The organism is Cellulophaga sp. 3_MG-2023 (genome assembly GCF_030546975.1).
Taxonomy (GTDB): Bacteria; Bacteroidota; Bacteroidia; order Flavobacteriales; family Flavobacteriaceae; genus Cellulophaga.
The window spans coordinates 111289-128156 of sequence record NZ_JAUOPS010000007.1 but is presented as its reverse complement, the minus strand read 5'-3'; the positions used below and the strand labels follow the sequence as shown (position 1 = coordinate 128156).

The window sequence follows — 16868 nt, the reverse complement described above, 5'->3', positions numbered from 1 at the left end:
AAGTAAAAAGCAGCTAATTTTAACATATTTCTGCGTGTTTTTTTAACAGGTACTTATACCTATTTTATAAAAACATTAAGATATAAAAGGGTAGTAATAGAATAATTATGCCACTTTAAAATGCATAATTATTGTTTTTAAAATGATACTATACTCGTTTGTAATAAGACTGCAATTAAGCTATTTAGGATTGGTTGGTTTAATATCTGTAGGTAATAAATCAAAGTAGTTTTTAAAGCATTTAGTAAAGTAAGATGGTGATGAAAAACCAACTTTGTATGATACCTCACTAATGTTAGAGTTGCCCATTTCTATTATTTGTCTTGCTTTTTGTAAACGTATGTTACGTAAAAATTCGCTAGCGGTTTGGTTTGTGAGTGCCTTTATTTTGCGGTAAAACTGACTTCTACTTAAATTTAACTCAGATGCTAAAGACTCTACATTTAATTCGGGATCGTCTATATTATCATTTATATATACCAATACTTTTTGAATAAACTCTTTGTCTAAAGATGTAGTGTTTATATTCTTAGGTACATCATTTATCAAACTAAAATATTTATTAAAAATAAGTTGCCTGCTTGTAATTAACTGTGATACTCTTAGTTTTAAAAGTCTCATATCAAAAGGCTTTACCATATAAGCATCTGCTCCGGTCTCTATACCTTCTATACGGTCGTCAATTCTTGCTTTTGCGGTAAGCATTAATAAAGGAATATGACTTGTTCTAAGATCGTTTTTTATGCTTTTACAAAACTTATAACCATTCATTTCTGGCATAATAACATCTGTAATAATAACGTCTGGTAAAGATTCTTTTGCAATTTTTAATCCTTCGGCGCCATTAACAGCAGTAAGTACTTTGTATAAGTGTTTAAATTCATTTTTAATGTAATTTCTTAACTCTGTGTTGTCTTCTACAATTAATAGTGTGTGTAAATTAGGAGCACTATCTAATTCATTTTCAGTATCATTTGTGGTACTTTCTTTTTTTATTTGGTCATTTTTGTTAATAGTTGTGTTTGCAATATCTGGTACAATTTCTTCAGTACTAAAGTGCGACTTACCTGCTGGTAGTATAATTTTAAACTTGGTGCCTTTACCAACAGTACTATTAACTTCTACTTTTCCTTTGTGTAACTGCACAAAACTTTTCACTACTTCTAAACCAATACCTGTACCGTCATAATAGGTCTTGTTTAAATTATCTACCTGATAAAAGCGCTCAAAAATACGTTTTACTTGTTCTTTTTTAAGTCCAGGCCCAGTATCTGATACTGTAATTTTTATTGCTTTAACCGGAGTTATAGGGTTAACTAAAGGCAGTATTGCTAGTTTGTTTTTAGGTTCTAACTTAATTTTTATTGCGCCTCCGTTTGGTGTAACTTTCATTGCGTTAGACAAAATATTGAAAATTATTTTTTCAAGTTTGTTTTCATCTGCCCAAATAGGAATGTCATCTAAGACAGAACTTACCCATAAGTTTATATTTTTAGAGTTGGCTTCCTCTGTAAAATGACTAGCTATTTCTTTTGTAAAAGCAACTAAATTAAGTTCTCTAACCTTTATGTTTACTTTGTTTAATTCTAATTTTCTAAAATCTAAAAGTTCGTTTATTAAACGGTAAAGTCTGTCTGTGTTTTTATGTATTATATTTAGTTTTTCCTTAGTTCTTGTTGGTAAATTAAGACTAGTATCACTTAAAATATCTTTTAAAGGATTTAAAATAAGTGTTAGCGGAGTTCTAAATTCATGCGATATATTGGTAAAGAATTGAAATTTTTTCTCGTCTAAATCTTTTTCTTGTAAACGCTTATCTCTTTCGTTATTAATTATTTGCTTTTCTTTAATTCTGCTTTGTGTCATTTTATTAAGCATATAAATGCCCAATAAAAACAGTAGGATATAAGCTATTACTGCCCAGACACTTTTCCACCAAGGTGGTAAAATAGTAATTTTTAACTCTAAATGATCTTCGTTCCAAACACCATCATTGTTAGATGCTTTTAGTTTAAATATATAATTACCTGGATCTAAATTTGTGTAAGTTGCGCTCCTAACTGCACCTACATAGTTCCAGTTTTTTTCATATCCTTCTAAGTAATATGCATATTCATTTTTTTCTGGTCTTGTGTAGTTTATACCAGAATACTCTATAGTAAATACAGCCTGTTTACTGGTAAGACTAATACTATCTGTTTCTGAAATTACTTTTTTTAATGGTGACTTGTGTTGTGTAGGAGTTACTTTTTTATTAAATAACTTAAAGTCTGTTAAGTATATAGAGGTTAAGTTTTTATTCGTCTGTATTTTTTTAGGGTCAAAGTAATCTACTCCTTTGTAATTGCCAAAATACAGTTGCCCTTTACTGTCTTTAAAGGTTGCATTAATATTAAAATCGTTAGACAATAAACCGTCATTGCTGGTGTAATTGGTAATGTTATTGTCTGTTACGTTTATTTTAGAAATTCCTGAGTTTCCTGTAACCCATATATTACCTTCTTTACATTCTATAATACCACATACATTTTCTTCGGTTAGCCCGTTAAATTTATTAAACCATTTAAAGGTGTCTAATTTTGGATTGTATTTACTTAAACCAGCTCCTTTGGTTCCTATCCAAATATTACCAAGAGTATCTTCATGTAATGTTAAAATATGATTAGCGCTAGCTTGGTTTTTATATTCTTTAGACATACGTGAAGACATAGGCGTAACTATAAAATTACCGTTGGTCATTTTTTTAACACGAAATAAACCAACTGTTGTTCCTAGCCAAATGTTATCTTCCTTGTCTACTAACACTTTCCAGACATCACTAACGGTAATATCATTTTTAACAAAAATCTCTGTGTTGTGATGGGTTATTTTCTCTGTTTTAGGGTTGTAAGAGTGTAGACCTTTGTAAAAAGATCCAATCCAAATGGTTCCTTCAGAATCTTCATCTATACTTAAAATAGTATTAGAGCTTAATTTACCAGCTGTATTTTCTATATTAAAATTAATGAATTTGTTAGAGCCCTTTTTTAGCATATAAATACCATTGTCCCAACTGGTGGCCCAAATATTTTCTTTACTATCTATAAAAATAGCTTCAATATAATCGCTAGTTAGTCCGCTATATGTACTTTTATCCTTAATGTTAATGTGGGTAAACTTGTTTGTTTTTGGATTTAAAACGTCTATGCCGCCACCATCCATACTAATCCAAAGTTTACCATTTTTATCTTGTGCAATACCAGTAACAGAACCAATTTGTAGTGAATTGGGAGTGTTGTTAAGGCTTTCTATATTATTAAATTTGTCATATAATTTATCATAAACAGCAACGCCAGAGTTGTAGTAGCCCATCCAAATACGCTCATTTTTATCTAAAAATAAAGACCAAATAGAATTGTACAGAATACTTTTTTCATCTGTTTTACTAGATAAGTAGTTTTTTATAATGTTACCATTTGTGTTTATATGAAAAAGGCCATTGTTTTCAGAACCTAACATAATTGTATTGTCTGGTAACTGAATAATAGAGAAAATCTTAGTATCTGCAATTGGGTAGTTACGCGTGTTTAGTAAATCATCAATTTTGTACAAACCATTATTAATAGTACCAACCCAAATATTGTTCTTTTTATCAACCAATAATGACTGTATGCCTTCTTTTATTGCAGAAGAGTTGTCATCTGTATTTAATAAGGACTGTTTTAGTTTGTTGGTATTTGTATCATACTCTTGCAAACCTACATTTGTGCCAGCGTAAATTTTATTGTTATGGTCTAGTTTTAAAGCATAAATACTTATAGGTAAATATTTGTATTGATTTTCAATTTTCTCAGCTTTTAAGGTTTTTAGATTTAGTTTAAACAATCCTAAATCATAAGTACCTATAAATAAATTTCCATTACTATCACCTTCTAAACTACGTATAGATATGTTTATCTTATTTTCTTTTTCGTCGGTAGTTAAATGTACTTTTTTAAACTGATCTTTATCTCTGTCATATACATTTAATCCTTCTTCTGTTCCAAACCAAAGTCGGTTTGTTTTATCTAGGTAAGAGCAATAAACTAAACTACTACTTATAGAGGTTGTGTCGTTTAAAATATGTTTGTAGTAAGTGTAATCTATACCATCATAACGGTAAAGCCCAACACCGTTAGTGCCCATCCAAACATAACCATTATGATCTTGTATTATAGTAGATACACCAACTTTAGATATGCCTTCTTTAATACTTACAAAGTTATATTCCTTGGTAATATCTTGTGAATATGTGGTAGTACAGTAAATTAATAAAAAGACAATAAGTAGTAATTTCTTCATATGGGGCTGAACAATTTTTTACAAGTACAATTTATAAATTAAAATTTAGTTACTAAAGAATTTAAACTAATAGCTTAAATTAATGTTAAAAGGTTATATTTTTCCTATTCATATTTGCTTTAATCTATAATTAGAAATTGATTATTAAGAATATATTTATATTTGAATTTTACAATTAATTAAGAATGAAGGCTACTACTATTAAAGATTTTTACAGAGAGATAAATGCCGAGCTTCCTGAAGCAATAGGTAAGTATATTGGACACTTTAATATTTTTAATATAGCAGATATGTTAGCTAATTTAAAGACAGATAATGTAATGCCCTACAATAGGCGAATGTATTATAAAATTAGCCTTATCAATGGAAGAAATAGAGCTGAATACGCAGATAAGGTTGTAAATATAGATAAGTATGCATTGTTGTTTGGGTCTCCTAAAGTACCTTATAAGTACGAGCCATTAGATGATAAACAAAAAGGAAAGTTTTGTGTTTTTACAGATGAATTTTTAATAAAATCTAAAAGCGGAGTGGTGTTAGATGACCTACCTATTTTTAATTCTAATGGTTATCCAGTATTTCAATTAAGCAAAAAAGAGTATAAAGAATTGGCTCTGTTATTTAAAAGAATGCAAACAGAAATAGATTCGTCTTACGCTTATAAATATGACTTAATTAGGAACTATATTTTAGAAATTATTCATTTTGGACAAAAGTTGCAGCCTAACACTGCTCTGTATTCTGCGCAAACAGCATCAAAAAGAATAACATCCTTGTTTTTAGAATTGTTAGAAAGGCAATTTCCTATAGAGAGTACACAGCAACAATTAAAGCTTAAATCTGCTAAAGATTTTGCAAATAGATTAGCGATACACGTAAACCACTTAAACACAACTTTAAAAGAGAGTACAGGTAATACTACAACTTATTTTATATCTAAAAGAATAACACAAGAAGCAAAATTTTTATTAAAACAAACAAATTGGACTGTATCAGAAATTGCATACTCCTTAGGTTTTGATGAAGTAGCTCATTTTTCAAACTTTTTTAAAAAGCAAACCTCTTTTTCTCCTAATAAATTTAGAAATTAAACTAATTATTTGAAATTTACAACTATCTCTTTGTTTTTTGTAAGTTAACGCTTTTACTGTTTTAAGACCTTTGTATTTTAATAAAAATAGAATATTATGATGCAAAATAAAATAGTTTTGGTAACAGGTGGTAGCCGTGGTTTGGGTAAAAATATGGCTATAAGTTTAGCTAAAAAGGGATTAGATATTATTTTAACTTATAATAGTAGTAAAGACGGTGCCTTAGCTGTTGTTAAAGAAATAGAAACATTAGGGAGTAAAGCCGCTGCTTTACGCTTAAATGTTGATGATACTAAAAATTTTGATTCGTTTTTTTTAGACTTAAAAACTGCATTAAGAGAGGTTTTTAATGTAGATAAATTAGACTTTTTAGTTAATAATGCCGGTATTGGTATTAATGAGTCTATTAAAGCAACTACTGAAGATCAGTTTGATAAAATGGTAAACATCCATTTTAAAGCACCATTTTTTCTTGCACAAAAAGTATTGCCATATTTAAATAATGAAGGCGGAATAGTAAATATATCTACAGGTTTAACTAGGTTTACTTTGCCTGGTTATGCAGCGTATGCAGCATCAAAAGGAGCCGTAGAAGTATTGTCATTATATTTAGCAAAGGAATTAGGAAAAAGTAAAATAAGAGTAAATACAGTTGCTCCAGGTGCTATTGAAACCGACTTTGGTGGCGGAGCTGTTAGAGATAATAAGGATTTAAACGATTTTATAGGTTCGCAAACAGCATTAGGTAGAGTAGGAGTTGCTAGTGATATAGGTAGTGTTGTTGCTTTTTTATGCACAGATGATGCTAAATGGATTAATGCCCAACGTATAGAGGTGTCTGGAGGTCAAATGATATAAGCTGTTTTTAAATATATGTAACAAGAGTGTTTAGGAAATACACTCTTGTTACAATAGCTTAATTAATTAAATTTTATACAAATTCTGTTGTAATTGTACGTGTATGATACTCTTTAATATTGTTGTTTTTTATACGCTGCAGTACTAATTTAGCAGCTTCCTCACCCATTTTTTTTGCATTCTGATCTATAATTCTAAGACCAGGGTTCCATGCTATTTTAGAGTTATTACAAAAACCTGTGTAGGCAATATCTTCTATATTTAAGCTACGGTTAATGTTCATAGCTTGCACCAAGGCAATATCATTAGCACCGTAAACTCCATCTACATTTTTAAGTTCTAATATAGCTTTAAGTTTGGTATTTAACTCATCAGTATTGGTGGCGTCTACAATGCAATTGTCTGTAGAAAAGTTATGTTTTTTTAGTGCATCTATAAAACCTTTGGCTCTTAATTTACCGTGTTGTAATTGGTGAATTAAAGTAACCATTATAGGATTTTTACAGTTCTCATTAATTATTAAATGTTCAGTAGCATTAAATGAGGCTTTGTAGTCGTCTATAATAACGCTATCACATCGTTTTAAATCGCTTATTCTGTCAAACAAAACAAGTGGCGTGCCTTCTCCTATAAGTGTATCTATTTGTTTGTACTTGTTACTTATAGCTGTTTCTTTAGAGACGCAAATAATTACACCATCTACATATCCGCCACCTAAAATACTTAAGTATTTAGATTCTTTTTCGGCAGACTCATTGCTTATACTGGTTATTAATTTATAACCATTTTCATCTAAATGTTTTTCTATACCAACCAATACTTTTGCGTAAAACGGATTTAGTACACTAGGTATAATTAAACCTATATTGTTGGTGTATCCTTTTCTTAAACTAGCAGCAAAACTATTAGGTCTGTAGTTGCATTTACGTGCAAAAGCCTGTACTTTTTCTTTTGTGCTAATACTAATTTCAGGACTGTCAGACAGTGACTTAGATATGGTAGAAATAGATAAATCTAAGGCTTTAGAAATTTGTGATAATGTGGGTCTTGCTTGTATCATTACTCTTTTTCTTTTCTTACGTTTTGTTCCCATTTCCATGAAGAGCTAATCATCTCGTTAAGCTCTCTTGTTGGTGTCCATCCTAATTTTTTGGTTGCTAATTTGGTAGCGGCATACAATCTAGGTACATCACCTTCTCTTCTGCTTGTAATTTCATAATTAAGTTTAGAGTTGGTTACGGTTTCAAAAGTTTTTATAATATCTAGTACAGAGTATCCAATACCTGTACCTAAATTAAAATACTCAAAAGATTTTTCTTGCTCCTTATTAACAAGTCTTTTTACGGCTAATACGTGTGCTTTTGCAAGGTCTACAACGTGTATGTAATCTCTAATAGGTGTGCCATCTTTAGTTGGGTAATCATTACCATAAACCATTAGTTTTTCTCTAATTCCTGCTGCTGTTTGCGTAACATAAGGCATTAGGTTATTTGGTATACCTGTTGGTAATTCTCCTATTAAGCCAGACTCGTGTGCACCTATAGGGTTAAAGTAGCGTAGAGATATTGCAGTAAAATTAGGGTCAGAATTTGTTAAATCTTCTAGTATTTCTTCAGCTACTTTTTTAGTATTGCCATAAGGGGAAAAAGGACGCTTAGTTTTGTTTTTTTCTGTAATAGGTAATGTCTTTGGTAAGCCATATACTGTTGCCGAAGAGGAAAATATAAAATTATTAATATTGTTTTTAGTTTGTGAACTAAGTGAATTTATTAACGAGTAAAAATTATTCTGATAATATTTTAAAGGCTCCTTTACAGATTCTCCTACTGCTTTGTGTGCTGCAAAATGTATAACTGCTAATGCATCTTTTTGAGCTTTAAAAACTTTATTTGTTTCTGCTTCATCTTTTAAATCTACTTTTACAAAAATTGGTGTTTTGCCTGTAATTTGTGAAATTCTGTCAATTGTTTTCTCTGTAGAATTAGATAAATCATCAAAAATTACAACTTCAAAATTACTTTCTAGTAGCTCAATAACTGTGTGAGATCCTATATAACCACAGCCTCCAGTTACTATTATTTTGTTTTTCATCTTTTTTTGAATTTAGTTGTATTTAGTTTGAAGTAGCTATATTAAGAATTTTTTTTCAATTAACCATACTAGTACCTACTAGTTTGTTTTTTTGAGTTTTTATTTTATATTTGCCTTATGGGTATAGTTTCTATAAAAGGTAATTCTGGAATACCAAAGTACAAGCAAATTATAGTTTCTATAGAAGAAGCAATACGTGGCGGTGTGCTAAAAAAAGGAGGTAAATTACCGTCTATAAATAGTATAAGAGATAAACATAAACTGTCTAGAGATACTGTTTTAATGGCTTTTAATGAGTTAAAAACTCGTGGTATAGTACAGTCTGTTGCAGGTAAAGGGTATTACTTAATTAGTGAAGATGTTACTGTATCTCAAAAGGTTTTTTTATTATTTGATGAGCTAAACTCTTTTAAAGAAGATTTATATAATTCTTTTTTAGAAACCCTAGGAGATAATGTGCAAGTAGATATCTTTTTTCATCACTTTAATCCAGATATTTTTAGCAAATTAATTTATGACAACATAGGAGCGTATTCTTATTATGTTCTTATGCCTGCTAACCTTAAAAATATAGGTCATATTGTAGAAAAGTTGCCAAAGGATAAGGTGTATATTTTAGACCAAACTAATAAAGAGTTAGCTTCATACCCATCTATTTATCAAAATTTTAAAAAGAATGTATTTAGTGGGTTGCAAGAAAGTGCTTCGTTAATTTCTAAATATCAGAAAATGATATTGTTGTTTTCTGAAGACAAGCAACCACAAGGAATATTAGAAGGTTTTAATGCATTTTGTGATACAAAAACAATAGCACAAGAACAACTTAGTAGTTTGCAAAACAGAACGCCAACCAAAGGAGAATTGTATTTTATTTTAGATGATAGAAGCCTAATTTTTTTACTAAAAAAGATACAGCAGCAACAGCTTGTTTTAGGTATGGATATAGGTATTATTTGTTATAACGACAGCCTTTTAAAGGAGGTTGTAGAAGGTGGTATTACTACAATATCTACCAATTTTAATACAATGGGAGCACGCTTGGCACAAATGATTTTATCTAATGAAAATATACAAATAGAGAACCCAAATAGTTTAATAGTCAGAAACTCATTATAAGATGAATAAGAAGTTAATAAAAGAGGTTAAAAATAGTTTTAAACAGACATTTAAAACTAAACCACTTATGGTTTTTTCTCCAGGTAGAATTAATTTAATTGGTGAACATACAGATTATAATGATGGTTTTGTTTTTCCTGCAGCTATAAATAAGGGTATTGCTTTAGCCATACAAAAAAGTAAAAATAAAGTATCTACCGTTTATGCTTTAAATAAAGAAGAGACATATCAATTTAGTTTAGATACTGTTTCTCCGTTAGAGAACGGTGGATGGCGTAACTATATTTTGGGTGTTGTTGCAGAAATAAAAAAGCGAGGCATAGAACTAGGTAATTTTAATATTGTTTTTGCAGGCAATATTCCTGGTGGTGCAGGTATGTCTTCTTCCGCAGCATTAGAAAACAGTGTTGTTTACGGACTTAATAAACTGTTTAAGTTAGGTATTTCTAAAAAGGAGATGATTCTAATTTCACAACAGGCAGAGCACAATTACGCTGGTGTTAAATGCGGAATAATGGACCAATACGCTAGTATGTTTGGGGTTAAAAAAAGTGCATTATTGTTAGACTGTAGAACTATAAAATCTAAATTATATAAAATTAATTTTGGAGATTATAAGCTGCTTTTAATTAATACAAATGTAAAGCATGACCTATCTGAAAGTGCTTACAATGACAGGAGAGAGGTTTGTGAAAAAGTATCTACTAAGCTTAATATAAAAGCTTTGAGAGATGCTACAATATCAGATTTAGATACAATTAAGTCAGATATTACAGATGAAGATTACCAAAAGGCATTGTATATAATTGAAGAAAATTTACGTGTTAAAGAGTTTTCTAAAGCTATAAAGGCAGATGATATAAAGCAACTAGGAGAATTGTTGTACAAGTCTCATAATGGGTTAAGCACACAATTTAAAGTAAGTTGTAAAGAACTAGATTTTTTAGTTGACCACACAAAAAATAACCCAAATATTTTAGGAGCTAGGATGATGGGTGGCGGCTTTGGTGGCTGTACAATTAATTTAATTTTAAAGTCTGAAGTTAAATCGTTTAAAAAAGAAATCTCAAGTCTTTTTAAAAGAGAGTTTGGTAAAGATTGCTCTATTTACAACGTAAAATTATCAGACGGAACACAAAAAATAAAATAACACAATCACAATTCTATTATATAATGAATACAGATTTACAAGATTTTTCACATAAACGTTTTAATATATTAACTGGTGAGTGGGTTTTAGTTTCTCCGCACAGGGCAAAAAGACCTTGGCAAGGACAAAACGAAGCTGTTTCTAATGAAGTTAGGCCAGCGCACGATCCTAATTGTTATTTATGTGCAGGAAACACTAGAATTAACGGCGAAATAAATCCAGATTATAAAGACGTTTTTGTTTTTACAAACGATTTTGCTGCTTTACAAACAGACTCAAAAACATTCTCTGTTAATGATGGTTTGTTTAAGGCAGAGAGTGAGCAAGGTATTTGTAAAGTAATTTGTTTTAGTCCAGACCACTCTAAAAGTTTGGCAGATATGGCTGTAGAAGACATTAATAAAGTTGTTACAACTTGGCAAAAAGAATATGTAGAGTTGGGTAGTAATGACACCATTAATTATGTTCAAATTTTTGAAAACAAAGGAGCTGTTATGGGGTGTAGTAATCCGCATCCGCACGGACAAATTTGGTCACAATCTACTTTACCTAACGAAATTATAAAAAAAGAGAAGGGACAAAAAGAGTACTACGCTAAAAATAAAAGAAGCCTTTTAGGAGATTATTTAAAGCAAGAAATAGAAGCAAACGAGCGTATTATTTATAGTAATGATGACTTTGTAGTGCTTACTCCTTTTTGGGCAGTTTGGCCTTTTGAAGCTATGATTGTACCTAAAAAACAAACTCAGGATATTAGTAAATTATCAGATAAAGAGGCTACAGCGTTTGCAGATGCAATTTCTGCAATTACTAAGGCGTATGATAAGTTGTTTAATACTTCTTTTCCTTATTCTAGTGGTATACACCAAGCACCAACAAATGGTAAAGATAATAGTCATTGGCATTGGCATATGAGTTTTTACCCACCATTGTTGCGTAGTGCAACAGTTAAAAAGTTTATGGTTGGTTATGAGATGTTTGGTTCTCCGCAAAGAGACATAACAGCAGAACAAGCAGCAACAAGATTAAGAGATTTAATTTAAAATAATATAAAACCTGTTTAGCAAGTAAACTATAGTGCCATGAGAAATAATATAAACCACAGTGTTTGTCAATGGTGTTTTAACGACACTCCTTTAGAAGATTTTTTAATTATAATTAAAGATCTAGGAGTTACTGCTATAGATTTAATAGGACCCAAAGATTGGCCTTTACTTGCTAAGCACGGTGTACATTGTGCTATGTGTAATGGTGCAGAAATTAGTTTGGAGCAAGGTTGGAATAATCTAAAGTATCACCATCAACTTATAAAAAACTATACAGAATTAATACCGCAGGTAGCAGCGGCAGGTTACACAAATTTAATTTGTTTTAGTGGTAATAATGATGGTTTAGATAAGGAAACCGGTTTGCAAAATTGTGTAGATGGCTTGTCTAAAATACTGCCTTTAGCAGAAAAGTATAATGTGGTTTTGCAAATGGAATTGTTTAACCAAATAGATCATCCAGATTATATGTGCGACTCGTCTGAATGGGGAGTGAATTTGTGCAAAAAGTTAGATTCTACTAGTTTTAAACTTCTTTTTGATATTTACCATATGCAAATACAAGAAGGGGATATTATAAGAACAATTAAAGAAAATCATAAGTATTTTGGTCATTACCATACCGCAGGTGTTCCAGGTCGTAATGAAATAGACCATACCCAAGAGATAAATTATTCTGCAGTTATGAAAACCATTGTAGACACTGGTTTTAAAGGGTATGTAGCACAAGAGTTTATGCCTTTATCAAAAAATAAAATACAATCCTTAAGAGAATCTTTCTTAATATGTGATGTATAATTTTTATCTTGTGGGCTGCCGTATTTTCAACAAAGAAAAGACGTTCTAAATTTTATATGGGTAAAAAAGTAAACATATTAATAGCATTATTTTTGTGTGTTTTTTGCGTTTCTAATGCGCAAGAAAAAACACTTAATTATTCTCAAAAATTAACAATTTCAGAAGGCTTAGCTCATAATGGAGTAACTTCTGTTTTAGAGGATTCTAGAGGTTTTTTATGGCTTGGTACTTATGAGGGGTTAAATAAATACAATGGGTACGAGTTTAAGGTCTATAAAAATACGCTAGATCAAAATATATTAACTAGCAACCGTGTACGTACTATTAACGAGGATTTAAAGGGGAATATTTGGATTGGTACAGACCAAGGTGTTTCTATTTACAATTATGATAAAGAAGCTTTTAATAAATTATACTCCAATAAAGAATTAGGCAAAGGTAACAACGGGCCAGTAGTTCGTAAAATTCTAATAAACAAAAAGCATAAGTTAGTCTTTTGTGCCACAGAGGGCAACGGAATTTTAATTTTTAAGGATGATTACACTTTTTTAAATCAGTTTTTTTTACCAGGAAGCTCAGACAATAAAGAAATTACTTTTTTTGATGCGGTAGCTCTAGATGAGGATAACTACCTTTTTGCTACCTCTGGCGGTTTAGTGCTTTATAATATAGAAAAAGCAAAGTTTAAAAAGGTTTTAAGTAAACATATTAATTCTAGTCCAGCTATATTAAAGCTGAATAAAAAGACAATAATTGCAGCGTGTTCTAACGGAGTCTCTATTGTTGAATTTCAAAAAGAAAATAACACGATCTCTTTAAAATTTGTAGAGAAAAAGTTAAGCGAAAATCAGTTTAACAGTATTTCTGAAGATGAGCTTGGTAATTTATGGTTGGGTACATTTACAAACGGTATAATTCGTATAGATAATACCTTAGACTTTATAAAAAAGAAAGAAGCTAAGACATCATCATTTTATTTTGAAAAAGGTTTAATGCGTGTTAGTGCTATTGCAGCAGCAACTAGTACAGGTTGTTGGGTGGCTACTTTTAATGAAGGTATTTATAAGTTTGATGTTGATGAAAATCCTTTTAAAAATTACAATACAGACTTAAATTATAAATACGGCTTATTTTCTAATAATATTTCTTCTATTTCTCCTTTAGATGAAGACAGGGTTTATGTTACAGCTAGTAGAGGAGGTGTGGGCTTGTTTAACACAAAAACTAATAGGTTTGAGCCTTTACCCTTTAATTTACCTAAAGAGTATGAGCGTAAAGTGGCCGGTTTTTTTGTAGACTCCAGAAAAAATTTATGGATACAAATTACTAATAGAGGTCTTTTTAGAATAAAAAAAGGAGAAACAAAACTATCTAAAATTTTAATTAATAGTGATTTAGATAATGATTTTATTAGACCCAGAAGAATAGCAGAAGATAAGGATGGCAACATTTGGATGGCTTTTGTAGATGAAGTTTTTAAAATAAAAACAAATCAAGATGGTGATATTTTAAAGGTAGAGTATCTTTTTAATAATCCGTTCTTTAAAAAAAATAAACCAACATTGTCAAGGGTAGTATATGTAGATCCGTTATATAACTATGTTTGGTTGGGTACAGATTTAGATGGCTTGTACAGGATAAATAACTCTGGAAAAAACTTAAATGAGGCAGAAGTAAAACACTTTTCAAACAATAAAAACGATAGCCTATCTCTTCCTAACAATTTTGTTACATCTTTAATTAGATTGCCAAATGATGAGCTTTGGTTGGGTACAGAAGGTGGTGGTATTAGTCACGTTTTAGAAAGTAGTACTTTGCAACCTAAGTTTATACCTTACACAGAAAAACAAGGCTTGTCTAATAACGTAGTTAAAGGTCTTCAGGCAGATGAAGATAATAACCTGTGGATTTCTACAAACATAGGATTAAGTAAGTTTAATGTAAAAGATAAGAGCTTTAGAAACTTTAATAAGTCTGATGGATTGCCTTTTGAAGATTTTTGGTATGCTAGTGCAAAATTAAACAATGGTAAATTTTTATTTTCTGGCTTAGATGGTTTTTGTTTTTTTGATCCTAGTAAAATATCAAGCAAAGAAAACTTACCTAAATTACAGTTTGATGATTTTAAAATATTTAATAAAAACATTTTTCCGGGTGATACAGTAAATAATAGGGTATTGTTAGATAAGCGTATTGGAGATATTAATACACTAAAATTAAAACACAATGAAAATGTTTTTTCTTTAGAGGCAGCCAGTTTACATTTTTCTAACACTCAAAATCATAGTATAAAATACAGGTTGTTACCTATAAATAAACAATGGATAGAAGTACCGTCTAACCAAAAAACAATTTACTATAATGGTTTGCAACCAGGGGAATATGAGTTAAGCGTAATGGCGTCTAACTCTTTAAATGAATGGACAGCTCCTAAAAAACTAAAAATAGAGATTTTACCTCCTTTTTGGAAAACAACTTGGGCTTACCTATTATATGTAATACTTGCCGTATGTTTTATTTATGTTGTGGTACGTATTATTTTAAAAATACAGTCTTTAAACCACAAGGTAGAAATAGAAAAAATAGAAAAGAGAAATGTTAACGAGGTTAATGAGGCTAAACTTCGGTTTTTTGCAAATATATCTCATGAAATAAAAACACCACTTACACTTATTTCTAGACCATTAGATATATTATCAGAGCGTTTTAAAAATAATGAAGATGCTAGTGAAAAACTGAATCTTGTTATGAGGCAGTCTAAAAAAATACAGCAATTAATAGAGCAGGTATTAGATTTTAGAAGAGCAGATGCCAACCTCTTAAAAATGAATTACTCTAGATTTAGTTTTGATGGTTTTGTAAAAGACCTAATTATAGATTTTAATTTTTTAGCAGAAAACGATTCTAAAAAGCTTGTTGTAGAAAAAGAAGACTGCAGAATAACAGTAGCTGCAGATAAAGATAAACTAGAAAAAGTATTTAATAATTTATTAAATAATGCTTTTAAATATACAAGCTCTGATGATGTTATAACAATATCATACAAAAGTGTAGATAAAGATTTAATTGTTACTGTAAAGGATACTGGTAGAGGTATAGATAGTGTAGATCTTGAACATATTTTTGAGCGTTTTTATCAATCTCAAAAAGAAGACAATGCTCATATTAGCGGGTCTGGTATAGGTTTGGCTTTTTCTAAGCGTTTGGTAGAAATGCACTATGGCTTTATAAAGGCAGATAGTGAAGTTGGTAAAGGAACAGAGATTACGGTAAGACTACCAATTGTAAAAAATAATTTACCAACAGATAAAGAGGTTCCAGATGATTTAGACCTTCCTAAGGAAAAAGAAGTAACTGTAAATAATAAGTTAATACAAGAAAACTCGCCAGCAAAAATTATTGCTACAGGAGATTTTTCTGATTCTTTAATTTTTTACGCAGAAGATAATTTAGAAATGAGAAATTTTGTATCTAAATTATTGTCTAAGTTTTTTAAAGTAAAAACCTTTAGAAACGGAAAAGAGTGTTTAGAGGCAATGGAAGATGAGTGGCCAGACATTGTAATTAGTGATGTGCAAATGCCAGAAATGAATGGTTTGGATCTGTGTTTACGTATAAAATCAGATTTAAAAACAAGTCATATTCCTGTAATTTTACTAACTGCTTTAAGTAATATAGAAGATCATTTACAAGGTATTAGAGATGGTGCAGATGCCTACATTAAAAAACCATTTAATGTACAGCGTTTAATTACAAATACAGAGGCTTTGCTATCTACACGTAAACAGCTTAGAGAGCGTTACCAAATTGGTATACCTTTAACTAAAGAGAACAATAAAAATAATAGAAACGATAATGCTTTTTTAGAAAAACTCTATAGTTTAATTGAAGAAAACTTAGACAATCAAGAGTTTGATTTAAATAGCCTTGCTAAAGAGCTGTATTTAAACAGAACGCATTTTTATCAAAAAGTAAAAGTACTTACCAACCAAACACCGTTTGAGCTTTTAAAAATATATCGTCTAAAAAAAGCAGCAGAACTACTTAGTCAAAAAGGATTAGCTGTAAACGAGGTGTATATTATGACAGGGTTTAAAAGTAGAACGCATTTTGCTAAAATCTTTAAAGAGAGGTATAATATTTCTCCTGGGAAGTATGCAGCAGAAATTAATAAGAAATATTCATCTGAATAAAAAAAAAGGTTTTTAAGGGTTTTTTACTGAAAACTACATCATATGTATGTGTAAGTACATTAAAAAGTAAAAACTGAGCTTTATTTACAGTGTAAGTCATATGTTAGGAGACTTATAAATTAGTTTTTATTTTGAGTTAATATTAAAAATGAAAAGGTGTTTTGCACCTTTTTGTTTTTTTAGAGGAAACTGTTATTAACTCAAT

General features: G+C 30.1%; 10 protein-coding genes. 7 read left to right on the top strand and 3 right to left on the bottom strand.

What is annotated here, in order from left to right; translation table 11 throughout:
* Positions 1–180: 180 nt before the first annotated feature.
* Positions 181–4320: a two-component regulator propeller domain-containing protein gene (locus Q4487_RS15135; RefSeq protein ID WP_303544063.1), complete on the bottom strand. Its 4140-nt coding sequence runs from the start codon at positions 4318–4320 to the stop codon at positions 181–183.
* 185 nt (positions 4321–4505) lie between these two features.
* Between Q4487_RS15135 and Q4487_RS15130 the strand changes: the two genes are divergently transcribed.
* Both Q4487_RS15130 and Q4487_RS15125 read left to right on the top strand, forming a co-directional pair.
* Positions 4506–5411, top strand: a complete 906-nt coding sequence (locus Q4487_RS15130; RefSeq protein WP_303544067.1) for an AraC family transcriptional regulator — start codon at positions 4506–4508, stop codon at positions 5409–5411.
* A gap of 96 nt (positions 5412–5507) precedes the next feature.
* Positions 5508–6269 (top strand): SDR family NAD(P)-dependent oxidoreductase, encoded by a 762-nt coding sequence (locus Q4487_RS15125; protein WP_303544070.1) that lies wholly within the window; start codon positions 5508–5510, stop codon positions 6267–6269.
* A gap of 73 nt (positions 6270–6342) precedes the next feature.
* Here the strand turns inward: Q4487_RS15125 and Q4487_RS15120 are convergent, their stop codons facing one another.
* Both Q4487_RS15120 and galE read right to left on the bottom strand, forming a co-directional pair.
* On the bottom strand, positions 6343–7329 hold the full coding sequence (locus tag Q4487_RS15120) for a LacI family DNA-binding transcriptional regulator (RefSeq protein WP_303544073.1): 987 nt from the start codon (positions 7327–7329) through the stop codon (positions 6343–6345).
* Positions 7329–8360: a UDP-glucose 4-epimerase GalE gene (galE, locus tag Q4487_RS15115; RefSeq protein ID WP_303544076.1), complete on the bottom strand. Its 1032-nt coding sequence runs from the start codon at positions 8358–8360 to the stop codon at positions 7329–7331. The genes Q4487_RS15120 and galE overlap by 1 nt, the downstream gene beginning before the upstream one ends.
* 117 nt (positions 8361–8477) lie before the next feature.
* Between galE and Q4487_RS15110 the strand changes: the two genes are divergently transcribed.
* The 5 genes from Q4487_RS15110 to Q4487_RS15090 are packed head-to-tail and all read left to right on the top strand — an operon-like array spanning position 8478 to position 16663.
* Positions 8478–9476, top strand: a complete 999-nt coding sequence (locus Q4487_RS15110) for a GntR family transcriptional regulator (RefSeq protein ID WP_303544079.1) — start codon at positions 8478–8480, stop codon at positions 9474–9476.
* Between the two features lies 1 nt (position 9477).
* On the top strand, positions 9478–10626 hold the full coding sequence (gene galK / locus Q4487_RS15105; RefSeq protein ID WP_303544083.1) for a galactokinase: 1149 nt from the start codon (positions 9478–9480) through the stop codon (positions 10624–10626).
* A gap of 23 nt (positions 10627–10649) precedes the next feature.
* The gene (locus Q4487_RS15100; protein WP_303544086.1) at positions 10650–11669 is read left to right on the top strand and encodes a UDP-glucose--hexose-1-phosphate uridylyltransferase; all 1020 of its coding nucleotides are present in this window, start codon (positions 10650–10652) and stop codon (positions 11667–11669) included.
* A gap of 39 nt (positions 11670–11708) precedes the next feature.
* The gene (locus Q4487_RS15095) at positions 11709–12470 is read left to right on the top strand and encodes a hydroxypyruvate isomerase family protein (protein WP_303544088.1); all 762 of its coding nucleotides are present in this window, start codon (positions 11709–11711) and stop codon (positions 12468–12470) included.
* A gap of 56 nt (positions 12471–12526) precedes the next feature.
* Complete coding sequence (locus Q4487_RS15090) at positions 12527–16663, top strand: hybrid sensor histidine kinase/response regulator transcription factor (protein ID WP_303544091.1); 4137 nt, start codon at positions 12527–12529, stop codon at positions 16661–16663.
* Positions 16664–16868 lie beyond the last annotated feature (205 nt).